This window comes from Amycolatopsis minnesotensis, assembly GCF_039529815.1.
Classification (GTDB): Bacteria; Actinomycetota; Actinomycetes; order Mycobacteriales; family Pseudonocardiaceae; genus Amycolatopsis; species Amycolatopsis minnesotensis.
The window spans coordinates 72,906-98,477 of sequence record NZ_BAAANN010000015.1 but is presented as its reverse complement, the minus strand read 5'-3'; the positions used below and the strand labels follow the sequence as shown (position 1 = coordinate 98,477).

At 71.0% G+C, this 25,572-nt stretch carries 26 protein-coding genes; 8 read left to right on the top strand and 18 right to left on the bottom strand.

What is annotated here, in order from left to right; genetic code table 11:
- Window positions 1–20 precede the first annotated feature (20 nt).
- Window positions 21–575, bottom strand: a complete 555-nt coding sequence (locus tag ABD256_RS20160; protein WP_344420743.1) for a PadR family transcriptional regulator — start codon at window positions 573–575, stop codon at window positions 21–23.
- Between the two features lie 110 nt (window positions 576–685).
- Here ABD256_RS20160 and ABD256_RS20155 point away from each other — a divergent pair, with 110 nt between their 5' ends.
- A complete protein-coding gene (locus tag ABD256_RS20155; protein ID WP_344420740.1) occupies window positions 686–1,309 on the top strand; it encodes a VC0807 family protein in 624 nt (207 codons plus the stop codon).
- A 6-nt stretch (window positions 1,310–1,315) separates the two neighbouring features.
- Here the strand turns inward: ABD256_RS20155 and ABD256_RS20150 are convergent, their stop codons facing one another.
- The 3 genes from ABD256_RS20150 to ABD256_RS20140 all read right to left on the bottom strand — a co-directional run bounded on the left by ABD256_RS20150 (window position 1,316) and on the right by ABD256_RS20140 (window position 5,491).
- Entirely contained in the window at window positions 1,316–1,969 is a 654-nt protein-coding gene (locus tag ABD256_RS20150; protein WP_344420737.1) for a response regulator, read from the bottom strand.
- Complete coding sequence (locus ABD256_RS20145) at window positions 1,966–3,240, bottom strand: sensor histidine kinase (RefSeq protein ID WP_344420734.1); 1,275 nt, start codon at window positions 3,238–3,240, stop codon at window positions 1,966–1,968. Before ABD256_RS20145 ends, ABD256_RS20150 begins: the two co-directional genes overlap by 4 nt.
- Before the next feature lie 496 nt (window positions 3,241–3,736).
- Window positions 3,737–5,491: a sensor histidine kinase gene (locus ABD256_RS20140; RefSeq protein WP_344420731.1), complete on the bottom strand. Its 1,755-nt coding sequence runs from the start codon at window positions 5,489–5,491 to the stop codon at window positions 3,737–3,739.
- Between the two features lie 156 nt (window positions 5,492–5,647).
- Here ABD256_RS20140 and ABD256_RS20135 point away from each other — a divergent pair, with 156 nt between their 5' ends.
- Window positions 5,648–6,616: an Acg family FMN-binding oxidoreductase gene (locus tag ABD256_RS20135; RefSeq protein WP_344420728.1), complete on the top strand. Its 969-nt coding sequence runs from the start codon at window positions 5,648–5,650 to the stop codon at window positions 6,614–6,616.
- Here ABD256_RS20135 and ABD256_RS20130 read toward each other — a convergent pair.
- The 12 genes from ABD256_RS20130 to aztB all read right to left on the bottom strand — a co-directional run bounded on the left by ABD256_RS20130 (window position 6,613) and on the right by aztB (window position 19,293).
- Window positions 6,613–7,266, bottom strand: a complete 654-nt coding sequence (locus tag ABD256_RS20130; protein WP_344420726.1) for a response regulator — start codon at window positions 7,264–7,266, stop codon at window positions 6,613–6,615. The two genes, ABD256_RS20135 and ABD256_RS20130, sit on opposite strands and share 4 nt — an antisense overlap.
- A gap of 136 nt (window positions 7,267–7,402) precedes the next feature.
- Window positions 7,403–8,827: a CYTH and CHAD domain-containing protein gene (locus ABD256_RS20125; RefSeq protein ID WP_344420723.1), complete on the bottom strand. Its 1,425-nt coding sequence runs from the start codon at window positions 8,825–8,827 to the stop codon at window positions 7,403–7,405.
- Between the two features lie 106 nt (window positions 8,828–8,933).
- Entirely contained in the window at window positions 8,934–9,512 is a 579-nt protein-coding gene (locus ABD256_RS20120) for a CBS domain-containing protein (protein ID WP_344420721.1), read from the bottom strand.
- Between the two features lie 452 nt (window positions 9,513–9,964).
- On the bottom strand, window positions 9,965–11,497 hold the full coding sequence (locus tag ABD256_RS20115) for a bifunctional 3-(3-hydroxy-phenyl)propionate/3-hydroxycinnamic acid hydroxylase (RefSeq protein WP_344420719.1): 1,533 nt from the start codon (window positions 11,495–11,497) through the stop codon (window positions 9,965–9,967).
- Window positions 11,494–11,952, bottom strand: coding sequence for an alcohol dehydrogenase catalytic domain-containing protein (locus ABD256_RS20110; protein ID WP_344420717.1), 459 nt, complete (start codon window positions 11,950–11,952; stop codon window positions 11,494–11,496). The genes ABD256_RS20115 and ABD256_RS20110 overlap by 4 nt, the downstream gene beginning before the upstream one ends.
- Before the next feature lie 150 nt (window positions 11,953–12,102).
- Complete coding sequence (locus ABD256_RS20105) at window positions 12,103–12,789, bottom strand: hypothetical protein (RefSeq protein WP_344420715.1); 687 nt, start codon at window positions 12,787–12,789, stop codon at window positions 12,103–12,105.
- Between the two features lie 3 nt (window positions 12,790–12,792).
- A complete protein-coding gene (locus tag ABD256_RS20100; protein WP_344420713.1) occupies window positions 12,793–14,361 on the bottom strand; it encodes a hypothetical protein in 1,569 nt (522 codons plus the stop codon).
- Between the two features lie 27 nt (window positions 14,362–14,388).
- Complete coding sequence (locus tag ABD256_RS20095) at window positions 14,389–14,976, bottom strand: hypothetical protein (RefSeq protein WP_344420711.1); 588 nt, start codon at window positions 14,974–14,976, stop codon at window positions 14,389–14,391.
- A 97-nt stretch (window positions 14,977–15,073) separates the two neighbouring features.
- A complete protein-coding gene (aztD, locus tag ABD256_RS20090) occupies window positions 15,074–16,246 on the bottom strand; it encodes a zinc metallochaperone AztD (RefSeq protein WP_344420709.1) in 1,173 nt (390 codons plus the stop codon).
- A 49-nt stretch (window positions 16,247–16,295) separates the two neighbouring features.
- On the bottom strand, window positions 16,296–17,216 hold the full coding sequence (aztC, locus tag ABD256_RS20085) for a zinc ABC transporter substrate-binding protein AztC (RefSeq protein ID WP_344420707.1): 921 nt from the start codon (window positions 17,214–17,216) through the stop codon (window positions 16,296–16,298).
- Window positions 17,213–18,424: a hypothetical protein gene (locus tag ABD256_RS20080; RefSeq protein WP_344420703.1), complete on the bottom strand. Its 1,212-nt coding sequence runs from the start codon at window positions 18,422–18,424 to the stop codon at window positions 17,213–17,215. Before ABD256_RS20080 ends, aztC begins: the two co-directional genes overlap by 4 nt.
- Window positions 18,421–19,293: a zinc ABC transporter permease AztB gene (gene aztB, locus ABD256_RS20075; RefSeq protein WP_344420700.1), complete on the bottom strand. Its 873-nt coding sequence runs from the start codon at window positions 19,291–19,293 to the stop codon at window positions 18,421–18,423. The genes ABD256_RS20080 and aztB overlap by 4 nt, the downstream gene beginning before the upstream one ends.
- Window positions 19,294–19,348: 55 nt before the next feature.
- On the opposite strand from aztB, the gene aztA reads away from it, so the two are divergent.
- Entirely contained in the window at window positions 19,349–20,017 is a 669-nt protein-coding gene (gene aztA / locus ABD256_RS20070) for a zinc ABC transporter ATP-binding protein AztA (RefSeq protein ID WP_344420698.1), read from the top strand.
- Window positions 20,018–20,361: 344 nt separating this feature from the next.
- Window positions 20,362–20,781, top strand: a complete 420-nt coding sequence (locus tag ABD256_RS20065; protein ID WP_344420696.1) for a hypothetical protein — start codon at window positions 20,362–20,364, stop codon at window positions 20,779–20,781.
- A gap of 30 nt (window positions 20,782–20,811) precedes the next feature.
- Here the strand turns inward: ABD256_RS20065 and ABD256_RS20060 are convergent, their stop codons facing one another.
- The gene (locus tag ABD256_RS20060; RefSeq protein ID WP_344420694.1) at window positions 20,812–21,975 is read right to left on the bottom strand and encodes a GDSL-type esterase/lipase family protein; all 1,164 of its coding nucleotides are present in this window, start codon (window positions 21,973–21,975) and stop codon (window positions 20,812–20,814) included.
- 12 nt (window positions 21,976–21,987) lie between these two features.
- Complete coding sequence (locus tag ABD256_RS20055) at window positions 21,988–22,578, bottom strand: TetR/AcrR family transcriptional regulator (protein WP_344420692.1); 591 nt, start codon at window positions 22,576–22,578, stop codon at window positions 21,988–21,990.
- A 161-nt stretch (window positions 22,579–22,739) separates the two neighbouring features.
- Here ABD256_RS20055 and ABD256_RS20050 point away from each other — a divergent pair, with 161 nt between their 5' ends.
- From ABD256_RS20050 to ABD256_RS20030, 4 genes are all read left to right on the top strand, one after another.
- Window positions 22,740–23,330, top strand: a complete 591-nt coding sequence (locus ABD256_RS20050; protein WP_344420689.1) for a TetR/AcrR family transcriptional regulator — start codon at window positions 22,740–22,742, stop codon at window positions 23,328–23,330.
- Window positions 23,327–23,908 carry a nitroreductase family deazaflavin-dependent oxidoreductase gene (locus ABD256_RS20040; RefSeq protein ID WP_425546478.1) on the top strand — a complete coding sequence of 194 codons (582 nt, stop codon included), beginning with the start codon at window positions 23,327–23,329 and terminating at the stop codon, window positions 23,906–23,908. Before ABD256_RS20050 ends, ABD256_RS20040 begins: the two co-directional genes overlap by 4 nt.
- An 87-nt stretch (window positions 23,909–23,995) precedes the next feature.
- Entirely contained in the window at window positions 23,996–24,946 is a 951-nt protein-coding gene (locus tag ABD256_RS20035; RefSeq protein ID WP_344420686.1) for an anti-sigma factor RsbA family regulatory protein, read from the top strand.
- 358 nt (window positions 24,947–25,304) lie between these two features.
- Entirely contained in the window at window positions 25,305–25,502 is a 198-nt protein-coding gene (locus ABD256_RS20030) for a hypothetical protein (protein WP_344420683.1), read from the top strand.
- Window positions 25,503–25,572: the final 70 nt, after the last annotated feature.

The window sequence follows — 25,572 nt, the reverse complement described above, 5'->3', positions numbered from 1 at the left end:
CCTGACCACAGTGGACGCGGTCAGGAACGCCCACGGCTCCCGGACGACGCGTTCTCGGCGGCGTCGATGCGGTCGAGCGCGGCCAGCGCCCAGTCGCGGATCGCGCCGATCACGCGCAGCGAGTAGTCCGCGGCGAGATGGCCGTGGTCGAGCGGATCGGATTCCCAGTCGTCCTCGCGGCCGCTCAGGAAACCGCGGATTCCGGTCAGCTGCTCGTCGGCCGAATCGGCGTAACCGCGCAAAAGCGCCTTCGCTTCGTCCCGTTCGAGCGAGGAGACCAGGAACAGGCGCAGGATGAACTCGTTGCGCGCCCCGGTCTCGGGTGCCCGCATCATCCAGTCCCGGAACTCGGCGCGGCCGTCCCCGGTGATCGCGTAGGTCTTCCGCCCGCGCGCGCCTTCGGAAACCACCTCGACGCGTCCGTCGCCCGTCAGCCGCTTCAGCTCGGGATAGATCTGGCTGTGCCGCGCCTGCCAGGCGAACTGGCCGAGCGCGCCCTCGAACGCCTTCGTCAGGTCGTACCCGCTGGCAGGTTCCCTGACCAGCAGCCCGAGCAGCGCGTGGCGCAGCGACATGTGCGTGTCCCCTCGTCGTCTTACGACGAACTTAACATGTTGAAATTGACATGTCTATTTGAGCATGTCAGGGTGGGCGCACACAGGGTCCAAACCACGGGGAGAATCTGATGACTGCGGGGAACACTCGGCGCGGGGCCATCATCGGCATCGCACTGGACGTCCTGCCGCCCACGGTGGCGTACTTCGCCTTGCGCGCGTTCGGTGTGCGCACCGAACTGGCGCTGGTCGGCGCCACCGCGGTCGCGGGCCTGCGCCTGGCCTACGTCGCCGTGCGGACGCGCCGGTTCGACGTCTTCGCGGCGTTCCTGATGGCGGTGTACGGGCTGTCCTTCCTCACCGCGCTGGTGAGCGGTGACGACCGGTTCCTGCTGCTGCGCGAATCCGTCACCACGGGCGTGCTCGCGGCCGGGTTCCTGCTCAGCTGCGTCGTGGGGAAGCCGCTGGTGTTCCTGGCGGCGAGGCGCGCGTCCGGGGACGCGGAAGCGCCCGGATGGGACCACCGGTGGGCCACGGAGCCGGGTGTGCGCCGCACGTTCACGGTGCTGACGTTCACCTGGGGATGGGGGCTGCTTGCCGAAGCCACCGTGCGGATTCCGCTGGTCTACCTGCTGCCGCCGGATGTGATGGTGGGCGTTTCGAGCGCGTTGCAGGTGGTCGCGGTGGCCGCACTGGTGGCGTGGAGCGTCCGCTATGTCAAGCGGCGCAAGCGAAACGGGGCACCGGTCGGCTGAGCCACTTCACGGCGACTCGGGCGCTTCGGGGGTGAGCAGCCGCTGGTTGAACGCCTCGGCCACGGCGGCGGCGCGATCCCCGACGCCGAGCTTGCCGTAGATGTTCAAGAGGTGGCTCTTGACCGTGGCCTCGGTGATGAACAGCTTGACCGCCGCCTCGCGGTTCGTGTTCCCGGCCGCCACGAGTTCGAGGACCTCGAGCTCGCGCTGGCTGAGCGGCCGCGGGGCGGGCGTCCGGACCCGGTTCACCAGCCAGGCCGCCACCGACGGGGAGAGCACCGTCTCACCGTTGGCGGCGGCCCGCACGCCTCGCAGCAGGTCTTCCCGGGGAGAGTCCTTGAGCAGGTAGCCGGTCGCACCGGCCTCGATCGCCGGGAGTACGTGCGCGTCGGTGTCGTAGGTGGTCAGCACCAGCACGCGCGCGGTGCTGCCGCGCTTGGCCAGTTCGGTGATGGCGGTCAGCCCGTCCATCCCCGGCATGCGGAGGTCCATCAGGATCACGTCGGGTGCCAGCTCCTCGGCGAGCCGCACGACCGTGGCACCGTCCGCGGCCTCGCCCAGCACTTCGAACCCCGGCGCGGAGGCGAACATGGTGCTCAGCCCGTCCCTGACGACGGGGTGGTCGTCCGCGACGAGCAGGCGGATCGGGGTTTCGGTCATGCGGCGCTCCCGGCGGGCTGGGTGGGGATGCAGGCCGAGATGCCGGTGCCCGCGCCGGGCTCGGACTCGATCCGCAGCACCCCGGACAGGTCTTCGACGCGCTGCCGCATGATACCGAGGCCGAACCCGCCGTCGCGGGAAACCGGCCGCGGATTCCCTGCCAGGTCGAAACCCGTGCCGTCGTCACGCACATCCAACGCCACCTCGTGCTCCAAATAGGACAGTGTCACGCCGACCCTGGTCGCCCGCGCGTGCTTGGCCACGTTGGCCAGTGCCTCCTGTGCCGTGCGCAGCAGCGCGAACTCGGCCTCCGGCGCCATCGGCCGCACCGTCCCGGTCGTGGTGACCTCGACGGTCAGTCCGTGCAGCTTCGACCACCGGCCGGCGATATCGGCGACCGCTTCGCTCAGGTGCGCGGTTTCCAGCGGCTCCGGCCGCAGCGCGTCGACCGAGCGCCGCGCCTCGGACAGGCTCTCCCTCGCCAGCCTTTTCACCGATCCGAAGGGACGGCGCCATTCCGCGGGGACCTCGTGGATCTGCTCCGCGGCTTGCAACTGGGTGATGATCCCGGTGAGCCCCTGCGCGAGGGTGTCGTGGATCTCGCGCGCCATCCGCTGGCGCTCGTCGAGCCGCCCCGCCTCCCTGGCCCGGGTGAGCAACTGGGTGTGCAGGCCCGCGTTCTCCGCGAGCGTCGCCTCCAGGAGCCGGTTCGCCCTGCTCACCTCGTCGAGGGCCTGCCGTCGCCGCTCCTTTTCCTTCTCGTCGGCCCAGCTGAACCACGCGACGCCGCTCATGATCGCGACGTTGAGTGCGACGACCGAGAGGTAGACCGCCAGGTCGAAGGCGGTCGCCTTGGGCATGTCGGACACCTGCGCGGTACCGGACAGGACCGCCACGGCGGCGACGCCCGGCAGCCGCCACGGCCAGTGCAGGAGCGTGAACGCGTAGCCGTAGCAGCTGATCACCAGGAACCCGTACCAGGAGTGCCGCAGGACCAGGACCGCGGTGAGCGCCACCAGCACGGCGAAGAAGACCCCCATCACCCGCGGCCGTTCCCGCCAGGCGGGGTGCAGGGTGAACATCCAGAGCGTCCACGCCGCGACGGCGGCGCACAGGACGAGATCGACGAGCAGCGCGCCGCCGTCCGAACGCTCCAGGAACACGGTGAACACCGCGAGGACGCCCAAGATCAGGTAGGGCACCACGGTGACCCACAGGAGCGCACCCCGCCCCTGCGCCGTGAGCCACTGCCACAGCGTCTGTCCGCTCACCGTCTCCTCCCCCTCGTCGAGTCTGTTCCCACCGGAAGGCGACTCCTCAGACGAAGCCGACCTTGTCGCGAAGGTACCGCTTCAGGTCGACCCTGATGAGCGCCGACGTGCACTTTCCGGCGGCCGCGACGGCTGAGAGTGACGGTCGTGAGCGCGCCGAAGTGCCCGACCGCGCGCGACGCCGCACAGCGCGTTACGGGCCGCGCTGCCGCCGGACGCACCGCGAGTCGGCCGACGCCATCACAGTGTCCATAGTGTCCACAATGTCCGCAGTGTCCATAGTGGACTCCGGGCGGCCGTCCGTCCCGCTGGCGGGCGAACCGGCGGACCGGGTTCCAGCAGGTTCGGCTGGCCTGCGCCGTCACCCGCGTGCTGTGCGGCCTGTTCACCCCGGCGAGCACCGTGTGGCGGGTGTTCCTCGACAACACCCTCGCCGCGATCGCCCGGGGGCGCTGGCCCCGCTGCACACCATGTTGTCCACCGCCGGTATGGGACCTCACTTGACGGGGGCGGACCACACCAACTGAGTGCCGGTCCCGCCGTCGTCCGGTCCTCGCACCGAAAGCGCACCGCCCGCGGTATCGGCCCTGTCACGCAGGTTTCTCAGTCCACTGTGGACCGCGCCGCCCTCGATACCGGTGCCGTCGTCGCGGACGGACACCTGGACCAGGTCACCGGTCACCGCGACCGAGACCGCGACGCCCGTCGCACCGGAATGGCGGACGGCGTTGCTGACCGCCTCCCGCACCACCGCCTCGACGTGCTCGGCGAGCTGGGGCGGCAGGGTGTCCAGCGGTCCCGCCATGCTGACCGAAGCCCGCATCCCGGTGTCATCGGTCAGTTCCGCGATCGCGTTGTGCAGCCGGATGCGCAGCCGGACACCGGCCTCGCCCGCTGGCCCGCCGTGCAGGTCGAAGATCGCCGTGCGGATCTCGAGCACGATCTCGTTCATCTGGTCGATGCTGTCGCTGAGCCGTTTGCGCAACTCGGGCGACTTCGTCCGCCGATGCGTGCTCTGCATGTTCAGCCCGACCGCGAACAGCCGCTGGATCACGTGGTCGTGCAGGTCGCGCGCGATCCGGTCGCGGTCGGCGAGCACGTCGAGCTCGCGCGCGGTGCGCTGCTGCGCGGCGAGCTGCAGCGCCAGCGCCGCCTGGTCGGCGAACGAGGCGACGACCTTCAGCCGCGCGTCGTCGAAGGGCGCCGCGCCGATGTCGCGCAGGGCCATCAGGACCCCGCTGGTCCGGTCGCCCGCCCGCAGCGGCACCACGAGCGTCGGCCCGAACCGGAACTCACCCGCCGATTCCAGGCGCAGCACCAACTCCGGGAGGTTGCGCGGCGTCCGATCGCGGTAGACCGAACCCGGCGCCGACGACGCGATGTCGATATGCGTACCGGTCAGCTCGTGCGCGCTCGCGCCGACGGACATCGTCACCGTCAGCTCGGCGACGTCCTCCTCCCCTTCGTCGTCGAGGTCGAGGCCGGAGGTCGGCAGCGCCAGCATCGTGGTGTGGGACCCGGTCAGGTCGAGCGCGCGGCTCGCGATGAGGTTCAGCGCGTCCGCGGGATCGCTGCCCGCCAGCAGTTCGGTGGTGATCTCACTCGTCGCGCCCATCCACTGCTGCCGGAGGCGCGACTGTTCGTACAGGTGCGCGTTCTCGATCGCGATCCCCGCCGCCGCGGCCAGCGCCCGCACCACGACCTCGTCGTCGTCGGTGAAGCTCTCCCCGCCCTTCTTCTCGGTCAGGTAAAGGTTTCCGAAGACCTCGTCGCGCACCCTGACCGGCACGCCGAGGAACGAGTGCATCGGCGGGTGGTTCGCCGGGAATCCCACCGACGCCGGGTGCTGCGCGATCTCGTCCAGCCGCAGCGGTTTCGCCTCGTCGATCACCAGCCCCAGCAGGCCGTGCCCCTCCGGGAGGTGCCCGATCGCCTGCCGCGTCTCGTTGTCGATACCGAGGTAGATGAACTCCGCCAGCGTCCGGTCGTCGGCGATCACGCCGAGCGCCCCGTACCGCGCGTCGCTGAGATCGACCGCGGCCCGCACGATCCGGCGCAGCGTGGTGTCCAGCTCCAGCCCCGACGCCACCGCGAGCACGGCGTCGAGCAGGCCGTCCATCATGTCCCGCGTCCCGATCAGCAACTCGATCCTCGACTGCAGGTCCTGCAGCACCTCGCGCACCCGGAGCTGGGACAACGTCCCGGTCACGCGTGGCGTGCCTCGGTCTTCGCCGTGCTCTGCCCCGCGCATCCGCGTCAACTCACCTTTGTCAGCACCGCCTGGGTGGACGAAACACCCGGGATTGGTGACCTTCGTCCCTGTCTGCCGCACCGGGCGGGGAGACAGGCTTGAGCAACCGTGCCGTCGGCACTTCAGTGTGCCGCGCATGCTCATCAGGGGGAACCCATGACCGACACCATCACCCCGGTTGGCCGCCTGACCGCCGGTACCGTGACCGCGGTGCTGCACGCCGCCGCGCTGGCCCCGTCGAGGCACAACACCCAGCCGTGGCGGTTCCGCTGCACCCCGGACGGCATCGACGTGCTCGCCGACCCCGTGCGGAGCCTGCCCGCCACCGATCCCGGTCAGCGCGAACTCCTGATGTCGTGCGGTGCGGCCCTGTTCAACCTGCGCGTCGCGATCCAGGCACACGGCATCGATCCGGCGACCACGCTCTGCCCTCGGCGGGACGAACCCGATCTGCTCGCGACCGTGCGCCCGTTCGCCAAACGGTCCGTCGACACCCGGATCGCCTTGCTGGCGGGTGCGATCGCCACCCGGCGGACGAACCGCGGCGAATTCTCCTCCCGTGCCGTATCGGCGCCCGCCCTCAACGCGATGCGCTCCGCCGCGGAAAGCGAGCGCGCCTGGATGCCGCAGCTCGACACCACGCAACTGCACCGGCTCCGCGAACTCGTCGTCACCGCTGATCGAATCCAGCGCGAAAGTGCCGCCGTGCTCCGGGAACTGAACGAATGGACGGGCCGCGCGCCGACCGCCGTGGACGGTGTCCCCGTTCTGTCGACGGTGAACGGCAGCGACGCGTGGCTTCTCCACGAGTGCGGTGGCTCCGGCCCGCTCGGCACGCCGACGGTGGTGGTGATCGGCTCGGTCGAAGACGGCCAGCCCGACCGGGTCCGGGTGGGCCAGGCGATGCAGCGGGTCCTGCTCACCGCCACCGCCGCCGGACTGAGCGTGTCCTTCATTTCCCAACCGGTCGAAGTCCCCTCGGCACGGGCGGAACTGCGCCAGGTGCTCGGCGGCGGCATCTGGCCGCAGATCGTGCTCCGGGTCGGCTACGGCGGCCCCGTGCCGTCGACACCGCGCCGCCCGCTGCACGACATGATCGCGGGCGAACAGGTGCGGACGGGTTAGCGTCCCTCGTCGAAGGTGCCTTCCGCGCGCAGTTCGGTGGCGAGCACGGCCGCTTGGGTGCGCCGTTCCAGGCCGAGCTTGGTCAGCAATCGCGACACGTAGTTCTTGACGGTCTTTTCCGCGAGGTACATGCGCTCGGCGATCTGCCGGTTCGTCAGCCCCTCGCCGATCAGGTCGAGCAGGGTGCGCTCCTGGTCGGACAGCTTCGCGATCGGGCCCCGCCTCTGCTGCCCGGCGCGCAGCCGGTCCATCAGCATCGCCGCGGCGCGCGGATCGAGCAGCGACCGGCCGGCCCCGACCTCGCGCACCGCGGACACCAGGTCCATCCCGCGGATGTCCTTGATCACGAACCCGCTCGCCCCGGCCAGGATGGCGTCGAGCATGGCCTGTTCGTCGGTGTAGGAGGTGAGCATCAGGCAGTTCAGCCCTGGCATCTTCGACCGCAGCTCGCGGGCGAGCTCGATGCCGTTGCCGTCGGGCAGGCGCACGTCCAGCACGACGACGTCGGGCCGCAGCGCGGGAATCCGCGCGAGCGCCTGCGACACGCTGCCCGCCTCGCCGACCACGGTCAGCCCGGGGTCCTCGTCGAGCAGCTCGGCGACGCCGCGGCGGACCACTTCGTGATCATCGACCAAGAACACCCGAGTCATCCGATCCTCCCGGAGCGGGCGCGCGCCAGGCGACGCGGGCCGGCACCCCGAGCGTACGACCCGTCGCGGGGGAACGCGATGACCGAAGTCCGCACTCTTCGCCGCGAATGCCAGCCCCCGGCGATGGCGAACACCCTTATCGTCCACAGTGGATAGACGACGGCGCACCGTCCCGCCAGTGCCACGCCAGGTCCGCGGCGCTCCTGGCGGCGGCGTCGCCTTCGAGCTGGCGCAGGAGCACGAACGCCGACACCGGGGAACCTTCTCCCGCCGCCTTCGCGAGATCGGCGAGATGCCGCATCGCGAGCACGGCGGCGCGGTGCTCCTCGAGCGACCGCTGCCAGGTCCGCACCTCGCGCAGCAGCGGGCGGTCCTGGGCGAACACCTCCAGCAGGCAGCCGAACCGCCGGACCGCGTTGAGCGCGCGATGGGCCGCGGTGGACCGGACGCCGCGCTCTTCGGCGTCGACGAGCGCGGCGATCCGGCGGCCGACCTGTTCTCCCGCACCGGCCACGAAATCCCGGAGCACCTCCCCGGCGGGCAGCCTCGCCAGGTCCGGCCGGTCGCATTCGGGTTCCTCCGCCAGCACGAGCACGACCTGGTCGAGCTCGTCCAGCAGGCCACGGTACCTGAGCGAGTCCAGCACCTCGACGACCGTGGCGCGGTGGTCCGCCGCACGCGCGGCGAAGTACTCATCGACCAGCACCGCCGCGCCGTCGGGTCCGAGGCTGTCCGGCACGCGGCCGAGACCGGCGCGCAGCCGGGGCCACTGCGCTTCGTCGTCGCAGGCGGGCGCGAACGCCGACGCGAACCAGCCGAGTTCGGCGCGAAGTGTCTTCGTGAGCTTCTTCCCGCCAATCAGGGGAGCGCAGTGTTCGAGCACGAGCCGGATCCGGCGGGCCGTCTCGCGAATCCGCACCGCGGCATCGGGTGCCTCGCGGCGCACCGCGCAGTCGAGGAACGGCAACGCGGCGACCTGGGTCCGCAGGTACCGCAGGACCAGGTCGCGTCCGGTGAGCGCGCGGTACGACCGGTGCCGCCGCGGACCGAGCACGCGTGCCACGGTCGCCGTCCTGGACGCCCGCGCGGCCGCGCACCGCTGACCGGCGAGCCTGGCGAAGACGCGGCCGCCGGTCCCCGGATCGACGTGGCGTTCGGTCCAGGCGGTGCTCGTCCGGTCGAGCGCGGACGACGCGCTGACGGTGTCGAGCACGACGGCCACGAGCACGTCACCTTCGTCGTTGAGCGCGAGGTCCCGCGTCCGGTTCACCTGGATCTTCGCAACGGGTTCCAGCTCGTCGCCCCGGGTGAACGCGTTCACGAGCCGCCGCAGCTCCCGCGGCACCGTCGGCGGGCCCGGTGTCCCCGTCACCGGCACCGATTCGGCGCCGAGGTCCAGATGCCAGCCGGGCGCGTCCCCGCCGACCGTGCGGCACAAGGTGACACCGCGGGCGTACAGCCGGAGCCCTGCCGTGTCGAAGTAGGTCTCGGTGATCTCGACCGGCTCGGTCTCCCACACCCGCGACACGTCGGGCAGTGCCAGCAGCGGCACCGGGTTCATGGCGCCCTCACCTTCCGGTCCCGGTGGCCCGGGGCACGGCCGATGACGGCCCCGTCGTACTCCGCTGGCGCGACGGCCGTTTCCGCGGACAGCACGTCGACTTCCTTCACGGGGTGGCCTCCAGCACCTCTGGCACGCGGGAGCGCACGTCCACCGCCACGACTCCGCCGACGGTGCCTGCCAGCGCCCGCACGACCTGTTGCTCCGCTTCGTCGGTGAAATCGCCCCACACGGTCACCACGCCGCCCGCCACCTCGACCGACCAGCGGTTGCGGTGCCCGGAGTAGTCCGTGAACAGCGCCAGCACCCGCGCCGAGATCGAGTCGTCCCCGCGGACGAGGGAACGCAGGATGTCGCGCCTGCTCACGATTCCCACCAGTACCCCGTCGTCGACCACCGGCACGCTGCGCAGCCGGTCGCCGAGCATCCGGCTGGCGATCTCGCGCGCGTCGGTGTCGAGCGAGACCACCTCGACCGGTTTCGTCATGATCGCGCTCACCGGCAGCGCGGGCTCCAGCCCGCGTTCGGCCGATCCGACGCGCAAGGCGTCGGATTCGGTGAAGATGCCGACCACGTGGCAGTCGCCGTCGACGACCGGAAGCGCGGCCACACCGTGCTCGGTGAGCAGGGTGACCGCCTCCCTGACCGTGGTGCCGGGGCCGACCCTGGCCACCGGACGGGTCATGATTTCCCTTGCCTGCATGGCGAAGCCTTTCACTCGGGGCCGTGCTTGCCGTGCTGCGTCCGGAGTTCCCCTCTCGCGGGACTCGTCACCGGGCGGGACGTGTCCGGCTGGCTCCCACCTCGCGCGAACGGCCCGGTCCGGAACCGGGCCGATCGGTGCCGGGGAGGTGGCGCCCACGACGGGGCCGCACGCGGTGAAGACCGACGCGATCGTGCGGCGCCTCGTGGGCGGCGGCAACGATCGTCGGACAGCTCTCTGCGGAAGCGTTCATGAGGACACCCGTCCGTCGCGTCTTGGCCTGCCGTGGTGGGCCGGCCGTGCCGACGGTATTTCCCCCGTCCGCCGCGGCGATGCGGTCTTTGGTCACTTCATGGAGCGACCATGGAACTTCGCTCGGTCATGACGACCGGCACCCCGCCGAAAGGACGCGAGCCGGCACCCGCCGGATGGCCCTATCGGGATAGCTTCCCGGCCGGCCGGGTGAGAAGCGCCAGCAGTTCTTCCGCCACTTCCACGGCATCGGGCCCGGCGGCGAGGACGTAGTTGTCGGGGCGCACGGCCGCGGCGGTGGCGCCCAGTTCGGAAAGCCATCGCCGGTGCGTGCCGTCGGAGTCGGCCACCACGGATTTCCCCGCTGCCGCGCCGAAGCCGACGACGGTGATCCCGGCCCGCTCCAGCACGGGCACGTCCAGCGAGGGAAGGGCTTGTTCGGTGACCAGCAGCCGGAACCCGCCGCCGACGATGTCGTCGAGCAGCCCGGTCCGGATCCCGTCGCTGACCCGTCCCTGCACCGAGAGGCTGCCCCCGCCCCCGCCGAGCAGCCCCGGGCCGAGATCCGGTAGCCGGATGCGTTCCGGTTCCTGGAGCGTGGCGCGCCGGGCCAGGAGCCTGACGTCTCGTTCGGCGGCGAGCGCGGGGTCTCGCAGCGTGTGCTGACGGCCCAGCTCGACGCTGGTGCCTGTCACGCTTCGCACGTGTGGTTCGCGTTCGCTCTGGTAGGTGTCGAGCACTTCGGGGCACTGGACTCCCCGTAGCACCAGATCGATCTTGAAGGCGATGTTGAGCGCGTCGCGGATGCCCGAGCACATGCCCTGGCCGAGGAACGGCGGCATCTGGTGCGCGGCGTCACCGGCGAGCAGCACCCGCCCGTCCCGCCACCGCCGCGCGATCAGTGACCGGAAGGTGTAGGTGGCGACGCGGACGAGCTCGCCGTCGTCGCGGGAAAGGTAGGGGCGCACCCGCTCCCACGCCTGGTCCGCGGACCGCTCCTGATCGAGATCGCCGGTGTCGTCGAGCATGAAGCAGAACCGCTGGCGCTCGCGCCCGGTGGTGATGACGGTGGTCGGGCCGGCCGGGTCGCCGATCTGCAGCATCGGGGGCAGCCCCAGCTCGGTCGCGGGGCGTCGTAGCGTGAAGTCGCAGACCAGCCACGGCTCGGCGAAGCCGAGGTCATCCTGCTCGATGCCGATGGCTTGCCGGACGAAGCTGTTGCCCCCGTCGCAGCCGATCACGTAGCGAGCGCGGACGGCCGCGCCGGAGGTCGTCAGCTCGACCTGATCGTCGTCATGGGACAGCCCGGTGACGGTGGTGCCGAACCGGACGTCCACGTTCGGCAGCGACGCGCACAGCCCGTGCAGCGCGTTCTCCAGCGCGGGCTGGTGGAACATGGAGATCTCCGCCCAGCCGCTGCTGCCGACCAGCGGGCACTCCTGGCGGATCAGCAGCTCACCGGAGCCGTTGCGCCATTCGTACGCCTCCTGCGGGTACAGCGTGGGTTCCAGTGCCGCGGCGAGTCCCAGCCCGGCCAGCGCGCGCATGACCTCGCCGTCGAAGCTGGCGGCACGGGGCAGCCCGTACAGGCCGGGATAGCGTTCGAGTACGACGACCGAATGCCCGGACCTGCCCAGCAGTGCGGCGAGCGTCATGCCGACCGGCCCGCACCCGATCACGGCGATGTCCGTCCGGTCGCCGGGGGGCGCGGTCATGGGACCAGCACGAGCTTTCCGGGGGCGTGCCCGGTGATCGAGGCGATGCGCTGCCGGTCGGCCACCAGTGCCAAGGACGTGTCGAGTGCTTCGCCGGCCCCGGTCGCGTGCAGGGCGTGCGCCGCCGTTGTACCGGCGAGCATCAACGCCCCGGCCTCGTGCCAGCCGAGACCGGCGGGCTTCCGGATCAGCGACGTGACCGGCGCGGTGACGTAGTCGGCGTAGGCGCCGGTGGCCGGGTAGACGATGACCTCGTCGCCGACCTCGACGCCGGTCACCTCCGAGCCGATCGCCGTGACCACTCCCGCGCACTCCAAACCGAGGCTGGGCAAGGAATCGGCGAGTCCGACGGAGTCCTTGTGCTTGTCGTCGACGGCGGGCCGCGGCACCGGCGTCTGGACGATCTCCAGTACTTCCGGCGTCCCGAAGGCGGTCGGTCGGACGGTTCTCGGCATGGCTGTTCACTCCCGTACTGGCTTGGCCCGCCTGCGGGCAACGGAATCGAGTCCGGTGCGCGGCACTGGATTCAGTGTCGGACGCGGGTGGCATGATGTCCATTGCATACTTTGCACACCGCTCTTGCGTTGAACGCAATCGTCCAGCACTCAGCCGACGGGCACCGGCCTGCCGTAGGTGGCGGAGATCAGGGGATGCCGCGTGACTCCGTCGCTGTGCAGCAGGTTCCGGGCCGCCGACGCGATGAACCCCGCGAACAGGGTGCCGGCCAGATCGCGGGACTGCGCCCGCAGGTGGAAGTCGTAGATCGCCATCGCCGCGCGCGTGACGCGCAGGCGGTAGCCGTGCGCGCCCGCGTGGTCGAGGCGGCCGCAGACGGAGACGATCCCGGCGGCGGTGGCGAGTTCGCGCTGCACGACGAGGTCCTCGATGTCGCCGATCGCCGACACCGGCGCGACGAACGCGCATTCCCGTGCGGTGACGCGGTAGACGCCGGGCGCGCTCCCCTCGCTCCGCAGCACGAAGACGAACGCTTCGAGCGCATCGGAGTCGTCGAGGCCCCATTCCGCGGAATCACGCCGCAGTGCGCCCTGCAGCAAGGGGAACACCAGCTCGGCGCGCACCGGGTCATCGGCGTACCGAAGCGACGACTGCCGCCGCAGCAACGCGTCGAGCAGCTCCCCGCGCCGGCCGGAGATCGCTTCGTCCAGGTCCACCGGGGCGGGGACGGCATGGTCGAACGGGCGCACCACCCGGTGGGCCGCCTCGTCGACCGCGCTCGCGCGGGAGCCGAAACCCGCGAGCAGCGCCGCCATCGGCGATGGGTCGGATCGCACGGCTCACCCCAGTCCCATGACGGCCGCGATGGGTTCCTCGCCCGGCGAAAGGCCGAGCCCGCCGATGAGGGACGCTTCGTCCCAGTCCTGCTCCAGCGAGTACTCCAGGCCGAGGTGCCCTGCCACCTCCCTGGCGCTGCTCACCGCGCATCCCGCGTCGAGCAGGACGAGCCGGAGCCCGAACGGGCCGTACTTCCGCGCCACCTTTTCGAGGTTCCCGGTGACCACGAGCAGCACCCGCTGCGGCCCCTGGGGGACTTCGGACGGCAACCGCGCCAGCACGTGGTCCCGTTCGAGGTAGGCGTAGACGCCGACCGGGAGCACGGCCGCATCCCGCGACACGAGGTAGGCCGTGACGGACCCGATGTTCCCGGCCGCCGCGGTCCACCGCTTCACCCGCCCCTCGGGTGAAATGTCGCGGACGCCGAAGGCGATCTTGAGCACCAGCCCGAGATCGTCGAGATCGGCGGCCGCGCGATTGCCCGGCGCACCGCTCAGGCGCGAGAGATCCGGCGGCGGCAACGGCACTTCCGAGCCGCCGGGCCAGTCGCGGAACTCGGTCTGCAGCCGGAGGTTCGACGACTGGTAGTGCCCGAGATGCCCCGTCGGGTCGAGGAACCGGCGCGGCGGCAGCGCGACCGCCGCCTCGTACACGGCCGCGACGGGTGCCGCGGATGCCTCGGGCCCGTCCGCGAACGAGCACGCGGGACACCCCGGTCTCGTGGTGCCCGCCCGGTAGGAGGTGGCGAGCGTGGCGAGGTCGAGCACGCTCTTTTCCCTCGGCAAGAAGGTTTTCGTCGCACGGGACAGGAGCGCGACGAGGTGGTGGCCCACCAGACCCGCCGCGAGTTCGAACGCGTGCTCCGGCGGATCGCCGGCCAGGTCGTCCTCGTCCGTCGTCGCGCACGTCAGGCACGGCGTGCACGACGGGTCCACGTACGGCCCGATGATCAGCGACTCCGCGTCGAGCCGCACCCGCAGCAACGGCGAACCCGTTGCCCAGCACCGGCGCCGCACCGCCGCGAGTTCCGATCGCGACGCCGCGGTCTCGAAGAAGACGCACAGCGCGCCGCCGTCCGCGACCACGTCGCACACCCCGGCGACGGCGCGCGCCGCGGCCAGCCGGTGGTCGCCGCTCAGCTCGACGGTCGTGCGGGCGAGCCTCGCGGCACCGTCCACCCAGGACCCGTTCGCGCCGGTGGAATTGCCCAGCCTGGACAGGAAGCAGGCGAACTCCGCGGGGATCCGCCGGTCCTCGGCCGCGCCCTCTTCGACCACGCCCGCCGCCCACAGCAGTGCGACGGACTTGCGGACCGCGGCCTCGTCCAGTCCCACCTCGCTGGCGAGCTCCGCATGGGTCCGGCCGCCGTCGCACGCGGCGACGAGCAGGCTCAGGCTCTCGCGCGCGAACCGCCCGCTGAACGCCTGCGGCCGGTCGGCACCGTCGAGCATGACCGCGTCCCCGACCCGGCGCAGCCGCACGCCCCGTCGCACGGCAGGCCGGGCGGGGACGGCGATCTGCGGGTCCGAGCCGACCGCCCGGCCGATCACCTCGGCGCTCAGGTCAGCCATCCCGCGTGCCCCTCACCACTCGCGTGTTCACGGCAGTCCCACCCCGATCGCGGCGGCGCTCATCGGCGCACCGCGAACTCCGCCGCAGCGCGAGCATCCGTCGGCAGCGGCCGTCGACGTCGTCGACAGGGTCCCCGTCACCAGGTCGAAGCTCCGCACCGTGGCCCCGATCCCGACCGGCCCGGCGCGCAGCTCGGCCAGTGCCAGTGCGAGCAGGCCGTGCGCGATCGCCAGGTGCGGCTGGGCGAAGCCCTCCGCCAGTCCCCTGGTCGCCGCGCCGACGTCGTACGGCCGCGCCGCTTCTTCGTGCCGCCGGTAGCAGGCGTAGCACGCCGTCGCGCCGGGGATGACGGCCGGACCGCAGATGATCGCCGTCGGCAGCAGTTCGACCCCGACGGACGAGACGCCGCGCTCGAAACCCGTCCGGTCGAGCGCGTCACGCAGCGCCTCGTCCCGTCCCGCGTGCAACGCCACCAGCACGTCGGAGGAGGAGGCTTCGGCAAGCGCCGTGAGCGCTATCCGGCTCGGTTCCGGGATTCCGTACGCCTCGGCGTACTGCTCGCCGAACGCGTCGCGGACGAGGTACCGGCATCCCGCTGGCGCTTCGCTTCCCATGTGGCCCCCCGGCACCACATTAGAACACCGGAGCGCTCAGCGGCAGGCCCGTGTTTTCCCGCCCGCGTTCCAGCGAACGGCCCATCCCCGGCGCGCGTCAGGACACCGTGCCGCTGACTTCGTTCGGCACCGACGGCAGCTTCTCGGTGGCGGTCTTCTTGCCCGAGGCGAGGTCGACGGCGTGGATCTCCTTGCGGTTCGTGTCGGTGACGTACGCGGTGCCGCCGCGGACGAACAGCGCCGGGCGCGGCTGCTGCCATTCCAGCGGCTCCTGCCACGGCCCGGTCACCGGCACCGTCTTGGTGACCACGCCCGTCTCCGGGTCGAGCACGCGCAGCCCGCCGTCCGTGCCCAGCACCAGGCCCTCGCCACCGGGGCCGCGGCCGAGCGAGCGGAACGTGTAGCTGGTGCCGAGCTCGACCAGTTTGAGCGTGTGCGTACGGGTGTCGATCAGCGAAACCCGCGTGGGACGCTCCAGTTCGGCATCCTTGTCCTGCTTGTAGTCGCCGAGGGTGATCGGGGAACGGTCGCTGCCCGCCTGGTTCCCGATCCGCCCGTACGCGGCGGGGCTGGGCACCTTCGTGATCTTCCCGTGCTGGTAGACCAGCGCGCCGCTTTCGCAGCCGACCACCACGGCTTCACCCTGCGCGGTGGCCTCCCCGTGCACGCCGGGGCAGGTCTCGTCACGGGCGATCTCCTTGCGCTCGGCGGTGAGCGCCACGATGCCGGAACGCGCTTCCTCGTTGCCGACGGTGGTGACCAGCTCGCCGTTGGCGAGTTCGATCGCGACACCGTGGTGCGGCTGCGGGGTCCGGTGCGTCCGGGTGGGCGGTTTGGCGCCGCCGAGCGCCTTCGGGTCGAACGTGGTGACCTCACCGGTGCCGTCGGCGAAGAGCACCGTCCGGCCCGCGTGCCGCACCACGTGACCGGGTTTGACCCCGGTGAACTCCACGTCGGTGAGCGTGGCGCCGACGGCGTCGAGTACGCGGAACCCGGTCGCGGTGGAGACCAGCAGGTGCCGGTCGTCGCCTGCCGGGTTCAGCCGGAGGAAGCCCGGCAACGGAATGTCCTTCACCACTCGCAGCGTCTTCCCGTCCCTGATGGACAGACCGCCGTCGTAGCTGGTGACGATCGGGTCGGCCACGGAGACCGGTGGCGGCGCGGCGGGGTCCGCAGGCGCGCCGCTGGGCTCCGCCGCGCACGCACCGAGCGCGAAAGCGGCCACTGTGGACAGTGCGATCACCGGGGTGGCTCGTCTGCCGTTCGCCATGGGGGTCACCTTTCTTCGTGGTTGCTGAATTCGTTGCCGCTCGGAGGTTTCAACCGGCGCTGAGGCCACCGGCGATGGCTTCGGTGTTGGCGCGCATCATTTCCAGGTAGGTGCCTGCGCCGCGGCCCGGTTCGCTCAGCGACTCGGAGAACAGCGGGATCACCGCGATCCGCAGCCCCGCCTGGTCGGCGAGCACCCTGGCGAGCCGGTCCGGCTGCGAAGAGTCCGCGAAGATCGCGGGCACGCCTGCCGCGCGCACCGCGTCGGCGAGCGACTTCAGATCGGACGCGCTCGGCGAAGCCAGCGTGGTCCCGCTGGGGATGACCGCGCCGATCACCTCGAACCCGAATCGCTTGGCGAAGTAGCCGAACACGTGGTGGTTGGTCACCAGTTTCCGGCGCTGCGGCGGGATCCGGCCGAACCGCTCCCGCATCGACGCGTCGAGCCCGTCCAGCTCGGCGCGGTAGCGGTCGGCGTTGCGCCGGATCACCTCCGGCGCCACCCCGTCGACGTGGTCGACCACGTGCTTCGAGATCGCGTCGACCGCGTCGCGGACTCGCCGCGGGTCCGTCCAGAAGTGCGGGTCCGGCTGCCCCTCAGCGCCGTCCACCGTGTACCGGAGAGGATGCACCCCGTCACCGACGGCCAGGACCGGGACGCCCGCTCCTTCGGCGGCCCGCACGTGGCGCAACACCCCTTCCTCCAGCCCGAGTCCGTTGTAGACGACCAGCCCGGCCCGTTCGAGATCGGCGGCCTGCCGCGCCGAGACACCGAACGAATGAGGATCGGCGTTGGGCTTCATCAACACGGTCACCTCGGCCTGGTCCCCGACGACGGCACGGGTGATGTCACCGAGGATGTTGGTGGTGACGACGATCGCGGACCGCTCGTGTCCGGCGCCGGAGCACGCACCGACCGCGAGCAGGACCGCCGTGGCGAAGGCGAACAGCTTGGCCGCGCGGCGGATCATCGGCCGGTCTCCACGACGTAGCTGGCCTTGCCCGGCACCGTGAGCGTGCGGGCGCGGCGAAGGCTGTCGTTGTAGTCGATCTCGTGGATCTCGCCGGTCGCCGGGTTGTTGAGGTACGCGCGCGTGTTGTCGACCCGGATCGCCGGTGCCGGTGCCCCGCCCGCGACCTCGGCAGGCAGCAACGGGACGCGCGCGGTTTCCGCACCGGTGTTCCGCTGGTAGCCGTGCAGCACGCCGTCGGCGGTCAACGCCAGCAGCGGCCCGCCAGAGCCGACCGCGGCCGCCGCGACCACCGGGCCGGTTTCCTGACGGCTCCAGTTCTTGTGCGACACGTCCAGCGACCACACTGCCTTGCCCCCTGCCCGCGCCGCGAGCGTGTCGCTGCCCGGCCGATAGCCGAACTCGGTGGCGCGCTCGTCCTCCCCCACCGCGCCGGGATAGTGGATCTTTTCCCCGCGGAAGACGCCGTCCTGCTCGGTCACCAGCAGCGCGCCGTCCGCGCAGCCGAACACGACCCCGCGCCGCGTCACCGCCTCCCCGGCAGGGGACGGGCACGGTTCGGGGATCGCGGCAACCGGTTTACCATCCCTGGCAAGGATTTCGACACCGCCTCCGCGCTCGTGGCCGGGGTCGGCGACCGAAGCGAGGACGTGCTCCCGGTAGGGCACCGCGACCGCACGGGGGAAGGTGCCCGTCACGGCCACGGTTCCTTTGTCGAGCCGGGCGCGGTCCAGCACCGTGGTGGTCCCGTCGGCGAAGGAGAGCACGGCGGCGGCCGGGTCGCTGTGCGCGCCCGTCAGCCCTTTCCCCTGCACCGGGCCGATGTCGCGCGCTTCGGCGCGGTAGTAGTGCACGTGGTCGCCGTGGTCCACCATCCAGGAACCACCGTCCACCACGTGCACCGATTCGTCCACTGTGGTCAGATAGCCGTACCTGCCGTCGCCGTGCACGGCGTGCACCCCGTCGGCCTTGCCGATCTCGGTGACCCGCTCGGTGAGCAGGTCCAGCACGCGGACGGCACCGCTCTCGCGGTCGGCCACGATGAGCCTCGACTGCGCTTCGGCCATTTCCTCGGCGCCTTCGACGTAGCCGTGCGGCGGCGCTTCCCCGGCGGGCGGGGCGTCATCGCCCTTCCCGCAGGCGGACAGCGCCGCTACGACAGCGGTCACGGCGGTGAGCACGATGATCCTGGTGGGTCTCGAAGTCACGATGTCTGTTCACTCCACTCCTGATCGGCTGGGGTATCGGTGTCGGTGGGCCGGACCCGGTGCCACAACCGGGAAGCCAGCGCGGAAAGGAAGAACAGGGCGACGGCGACCGCGGCGATCGTCGCGCCGGTGGCGGTGTTCCAGTACCAGGACACGACCAGCCCGAGCACCGTCGAGACGACGCCTCCCACGGCCGCGCACAGCATGATCAGCGGGATCCGCCGCACCCACAGCACCGCGGCGGCCGCTGGCGCGATGAGCAGGCCGAACACCAGGAGCGTGCCGACCACGTGGAAGGACGCGACGATCGCCAGCGTGACCAGGGTGAGCAGCAGGCCGTTGGCCAGTACGGGGCGCAGGCCGAGCGTGTGCGCCTTGCGGGTGTCGAAGGTGAGCGCGACGAACGAGCGGTAGCCCAGCACCGAGACGACGGCCGTGACCGCCAGCGCGACCGCCAGCCCGGCGAGATCCGCCGACCGCACCGCCAGCACGTCGCCGAACAGGAAGCCGGTGAGGTCGACGGCGAACGACTGGGAATGCGACACGATGATCACGCCGGTGGCGAGCATGCCCACGAAGAGCAGGCCGATACTGGTGTCCGGTGAAAGCAGGCGTGACCTGCCGAGCACCGTCACGCCGAGCGCCATCGCACCGGCGCTGAGTGCGGCGCCCAGCACCAGGTTTCCGCCGGACAGGGACGCGAGCGCGACCCCCGGCAGCATCCCGTGCGACATCGCGTCGCCGAGAAAGGCCATGCCGCGCAACACGACCCAGGTGCCGACCAGCGCGCAGACCAGTGAGACGAGCACACCGGCCACCAGCGCGCGCTGCACGAAGGTCACCTCGAACGGGAGCAGGAGCCAGGTCATGATCCGGCACTCTATAATGAAAACGACATTCACTTCAAATAAGGAGTCGGTGGACATGGTCACACCGGAGGTCGTCTGCCACGACCTGGTCGCGCGCTACGGCAGGCGGACCGTGCTGCGCGGCGTATCGGCCCGGATACCGCGCGGCGCGGTCACCGCCGTCGCCGGAGCGAACGGAGCGGGCAAGTCCTCACTGCTCAACGTGCTCGCCGGGGTGCTGAAGCCGTCGGCAGGCACGCTGACGATGGCGAGCCAGCGCCGTCCCGCCTACGTCGTGCAGCGAAGCGAGGTCACCGACACGCTGCCGATCACCGTGCGGGCCGCGGTCGCGATGGGCAGGTGGGCGCACCGCGGGCACTGGCGACGGCTGCGGAAACAGGACTGGGCAGTGGTCGAGGACTGCATGGCGCTGCTGAACATCGGAGACCTCGCCCGGCGGCCACTGGGCACGTTGTCCGGTGGGCAACGGCAGCGGACGCTGGTCGCGCAGGGGCTCGCGCAGGAGGCGGATCTGCTTCTGCTCGACGAACCTTCGGCGGGGCTCGATCTCGACGCTCAGGTGCGCATCGAGGATGCGCTCGGATATGTGGTTCGGTCGGGGGTGACCGTTGTGCGGGTTACGCATGACTGGGATGTCGCTCGTCGGGCTGGGCATTGTTTGCTCCTCGATCGCGGGAGGGTGGTTGGGGAGGGGGTGCCGGGGAGTGTCCTGGTGACTCGGTGACAGCGCTCGGATTTTCGGGGCACGGCGAGGGTTTCAAGCACGCCTGCGGCGCGCCGTGGGAAACTGTCGCTCCACGGCGCAATGCCGCGTAGCTTAAGATGATCATGTTGTTTGTGGTGTGAGCGCGCGGATGCGAACCGTGGCTGGGCCGGGATGGCGAATGCTGCTGGCATCACTGGGTTTTCTGACCCGGTAGCTGTTGTGGCGAGCGCGTTTCACTGCGCGGGGGCAGGTCCGGTGACGACGTACTACCGGTGTCCAGTGCGCCATGTGAAGAGTCAAACCTGGTAGCGCGGTGTCCCAGTTGTCAGGGGAAACCCGCCTTACCAGTCACGGTATGGCGGATGAGATCAACCAGGCCCCACGGATCGTCGACACTGTTCGCCGAACTGCCGTCCGACCGGGGGCAAGCACTCTACGCCGCCTGTGACCGGGACGCAGTCGCGAAAAAGCGCCAGGGTGATAAGCGCACCATGGACCAATTGCGCTTGGATGCACTGGTCGAACGCTGCCTGGGCGGCCACGGGTGTGCGGGGAAGCCGAAAGCGCAGATCTTCGTCCACATCGACCTGCCGACTTTGCCCGGCCTGCGTGACAATCCCGCTGATTTGGCGGGATGTGGTGACATCTCGCCGGACATGGCGCGGACGATCGCCTTTGCTGCTGATTCGGTCCGGAACCGGATCATCGACGAACCGACCGACCTCGACCACACAACGGCCTGGAAGGACGGCGGCAGAACCGACGAAACCCCACCCACGTAATGGAAATCCGAAGTGGACAGTGCAACGGTCTCAGCGGTCGCGGGCCGCGAACGGGCCGTCGGTGAAGGCGAGCTTGGCGAAGCGTTCGCCAATGCGGCTGTGGCCCGCGGCGTCCGGGTGGAGCTGGTCGGGCAACGGCACCTCGGCGAAGTCGGCCTCGCCGTACAGGTCGCGGCCGTCCAGGTAGTGCAGGTGCGGGTCGTCGGTCCGGCGCTGCTCCACGATTTGCGCCAGCTCGTCGCGGATGACGCGCAGCGTGAGCTTTCCGGCGGCGCGCTCGGCCGGATCGCCCGTGGCGCGGAAGCGGACCTCACCGGCGCGCAGTGCGTCCAGGTCGAAGGCACCGGGGCCTGGCGTGTCCTCGTGGATGGGGCAATAGGTCGCCGACACGACCAGCAGCGGTGCCGTCGGGTGCCCTTCGCGGATGGTGTCCAGGAAACCGTGCACGGCCGGGGCGAACGCCCGCAGCCGCATCAGGTCCGCGTTGACCACGTTGATCCCGAGCTTGACGCTGATCAGGTCGGCCGGGGTGTCCCGCAGTGCGCGGGCGGTGAACGGGTCGAGCAGGGCGTTGCCGCTGAAACCGAGGTTGATCAAATCGACGCCGGCGGCCGCCGAGGCGAGCGCGGGCCAGATGGTGGTCGGGCTCGCCGCGTTGGAACCGTGGCTGATCGAACTGCCGTGGTGCAGCCACACCCGGCGACCGCGCGTCGACACAGCCTCGGCGGGCTCATCGGTGCGGAGGGCGACGAGTTCGGTGATTTCGTTGTGCGGCAACCAGATCTCGACGTCCTTCGGGCGCGCGGGCAAGCCGGGGAACCGGACCGCACCGGAGGGGCCTCGCCGGTTCTCGGTCGAGCCGGTGGCCATGTCGACGGTCAGCGTGTCGCCGCCGTCGGCACTGGCCTGGCCCGCGAGACGGCCGTCGACGACCAGGTCGTACACGCCGGCCGGACGGGGCGGCGCGCCGGTGTAGACCATCCGGGTCGGCACCGTCTCCAGCTCGACGAAGGTGGCGCTGGTGCGGAACACCAACCTGACCCCGGAGGGCTGGGTCTCGGCCATCGCGAGCCGCGCGTCGGGGCACTGGGCGCGGGCCCGCGCCGGAAGCCGGTGCGGCAGCACGCCGCGCTCGGTGGGCTCCAGTTCGAGTGCGCCGCGCAGGATGTCCGTGGTGATCGGGGTGGTGTGCATTTTTTCTTCCCGCTACTCGTTTCCGGGGTGTGACGACGCGGCGGGCCACTGCCGCAGGAGCGCGTCGAGAATGTCCAAGATGCGTTCCCAGCTCTCCTGCGAACCGGGCGCGCTGTGGCTGAAACCGCCATTCAGTTCGAGGCTCACGTAACCGTGGAAGACGCTGCCCAGCAGCCGGACCGCGTGGGTCTGGTCCGGCTCGGCCAGGTCGTAGGCGCGCAGGAGCGCCCGGTTCATCTGCGCGTGCCGGACCCCGGCGCTGGCCATCGCCGTTTCCGGGTCGAGCCGGAACTGGGTGGCCGCGTAGCGGCCGGGATGTTCCGTGGCGTAGTCACGGTAAACGTCGGCGAACGCGGTGAGCGCGTCCCGGCCGGCCCGTCCGGCCAGTGCGGCCGCGGCGAGATCGGCCAGCTCGCCCAACGCGAACAGGGCGATCCTGACCTTGAGGTCGTGCGAACCCTTCAGATGCGAATACAGGCTCGCGACCTTGACGTCGAAACGCCTGGCCAGCGCCGAAACGGTGACCTCGTCGAAGCCGACCTCGTCGGCCAGTTCCGCACCGGCTCGCGTCAGGCGCTCCGCGGTCAGTCCCGCGCGTGCCATAACCCCTCCCTTGATTGCCTATAAGGCACGATAATTTACCTAATAGATTTAGGCAAGCGTAGTTCCCGTCACAGAGGTTGCCGCGGACACCGCTGGACTCGTACAGTTTGGGCATTCGTCCAAGGCAATCGACCTGGACGATCGACCTGCGAAGGAGGGGCATGACTTCCCCGATCGCGCTGCGAGGGCAGGAGGTACGGCGGCGGCTGCTGCGCGCGGCGGTCGAACTGATCCCGGAACGAGGTTGGTCCGCGGTCAGCACGCGGCTGCTGGCCGAGCGGGCCGGGGTCACCCCCGGCGTCGTGCACTACCACTTCTCGTCGGTGCGGGAACTGCTGTCCCAGGCCGCTCTCGGAACGATGCGGGAAATGCTGTCCGGCGTGCACGCCCTGTTCGAGCAGGCTCGAAGCGCGACGGACGCGGTCGACACCATGCTCGCGGCGCTGGAGGAGTACTCCGGGCGCGACCCGGCGTCGATGGTGTTCACGGAGACCTATCTCGCGGCGACGCGCGATGACGACCTGCGGCACGCGATGACGGAGATCGTGGCGGACTTCCGCCGCCGGTTCGCCGACGCGCTCGCCCGGTGGCGGGTACCCGATCCAGCGGGGACGGCCGCGGTCGTGGCCGCGACGATCGACGGGATCCTGTTGCACCGCGGCCTCGACCCTGGGCTTACCGCCGCCTCGATCGGACCGGTGCTGCGCAGGCTGGTGCCCGATGCGAAGACCGTCGAGGAGGATGCCGGATGAAGGTGGTGATCTGCGGGGCGGGCATCGCCGGTCTCGCGCTGGTGAACCGGATGGCCGCGCTCGGCCGGAAGGTCGTACTACTGGAACGCGCGCCGGGGCCGCCGCGGATGACCAAGCCCGTACGGGCGCTGTTCCGCGCCCCGGTCCGGCTCTACGAGCGGAATCTCGGCTGGGTGCTCGGAGAGCGCTTCCTCTGCGTGACCCACACCGGTCGCCGGTCCGGCCGCCGGTACCGGACCGTGCTCGAAGTGATCGGCGCCGGCGACGGCGAGGTCATGGTCGTGGCGGGCATGGGCCGCTCCGCCGACTGGTACCGCAACATCCGGTCCGCTCCCGCGATCGAGGTCGCCGTCGGCAGGCGGAAGTTCGCGCCCGCGCACCGGGTCCTCGGCGAAACCGAGGCCGCCGAGGTGCTCGCGGCCTACGAACACCGCAACCGGTGGGTGCTCCCGGTGATCCACCGGCTGTTGAGCAAGCTCGTGGGGTGGCGGTACGACGGCACCGAGCGCGCGCGGCGACGGCTGGCCGGGCAACTGCCGATCGTCGCGTTCCGGCGGGCCGATCCGCCGCGAGCCTGACGCGCGGGCGGGAACCACCCCCGCGCGCTACCCGAACCACCGGGGAGTCCTACTCTGGCGGGCGGAGTTTCGAAGGCGGTGGCCACGGTGAACGGAACAAGCACGACGGGAATTCTCGAGGACGAGGAGCCGTTCGTGCACCCGGCGCTGTTCTACCGCGGCGAGCGGGAGTTCCTCGACGGCACCGTTCCCTTCCTCGAAGCGGGTCTCGCCGCCGGGGAGCCGGTCGCGGCGGCGTTGCCGGAGCAGAACCTGAAGGTGCTGCGGGCCGCACTCGGTGCGACGGCGCGCCGGGTGCACCTGGTGGACATGACCGAAGCGGGCCGCAACCCGGCCAGGATCATCCCCGGCGTACTGCGGGCCTTCGCCGACGCCCACCCCGGCCACCGCGTCCGCATCATCGGCGAACCGATCTGGCCGGGCCGCTCGGAAACCGAGTACCCGGCGTGCGCGCAGCACGAGGCGTTGATCAACCTCGCGTTCGCGGGCAGGACGGCGACGATCCTGTGCCCGTACGACGCCGCCGGGCTGGACGACCGGGTACTGGACGACGCGCACGCCACGCACCCCGTGGTCATCGGCACCGACGGGCCGCGGCCGAGCGGCCGCTACGACCCCGGCCGGATCGTCGCGGGCTACAACCGGCCGCTGCCCGAACCCGTCGCCGCCACCCGGATCACCGTCGACGTCACGAACCTCGTCGAAGCGCGCCGCCTCGTCACCGCGCACGCGCGGCACGCGGGCCTTGACGAGCGGCGGACCTCCGATCTCGAACTGGCCGCGTCCGAACTGGCGGAGAACAGCATCGCCCACGGCGGCGGAAGCGGTGTGCTGCGGATCTGGACCGACGACACCCACCTGGTGTGCGAGGTCCACGACGCCGGCACGCTGACCGACCCGCTCGCCGGGCGCCACCCCGCCAGCCCCCGGCAGCTCCACGGCCGCGGTCTGCTGCTGGTCAACCAGATCGCCGACCTGGTCCGCGTGCACACCGGCCCGTCGGGCACCACCACGCGGATCCACCTGCGCCTGCCCTGATCCCGGTCGCGCGACTTCGGAAACCGCTGGGGGAAGGCGGATGGCGGACAAGGCTGCGGAGTGGAACGCCGCGTACCGTGGACGTCGATCCGGCGGGGACCCGTGCCCGGTCCCGCGGCCTGCTGAATCGCCTGCTGCCGCTGCTCCCACATTCTGACGGGCCTTGCGATGCGGCCACCTCGCACGGGAAGCTGGTCCACGATCCCTTGCGGCACTACGAGAAGGACAGCCTCCGGGAGCGCGCGCCGGACTGGGTGGCGACCCTGCTGCGGCCGGGTGGCCTTTCCCCTGCGGTAGCAACCGGGCACATCCGGCGAGTTCGCGCTACACCGTCTACCGCAAGGAATCGGACCGGCTGGTGGCCCGCGAATTCGCGTTCAGCGTCGAAAACGCGCGGCCGATCGAACTGGCGCCGCGGGACGCGTTGCACGGTTTCGCCGATGAAGCAGTGGCGGTGCTGCGCCGAGCCGGGTGGAAGGTGTCGCTGAACCCCGTCGGGCACGCGGCGATGCGGCCGGTCGCACCGCCCCCGCCGCCCCCGCCGGCGCAACCATGAGGGCATTCACGCCGTCATCCCTATTTCACCACTCCGCTTAGATTCACATTCGCCGCGCCACCGATTTGCC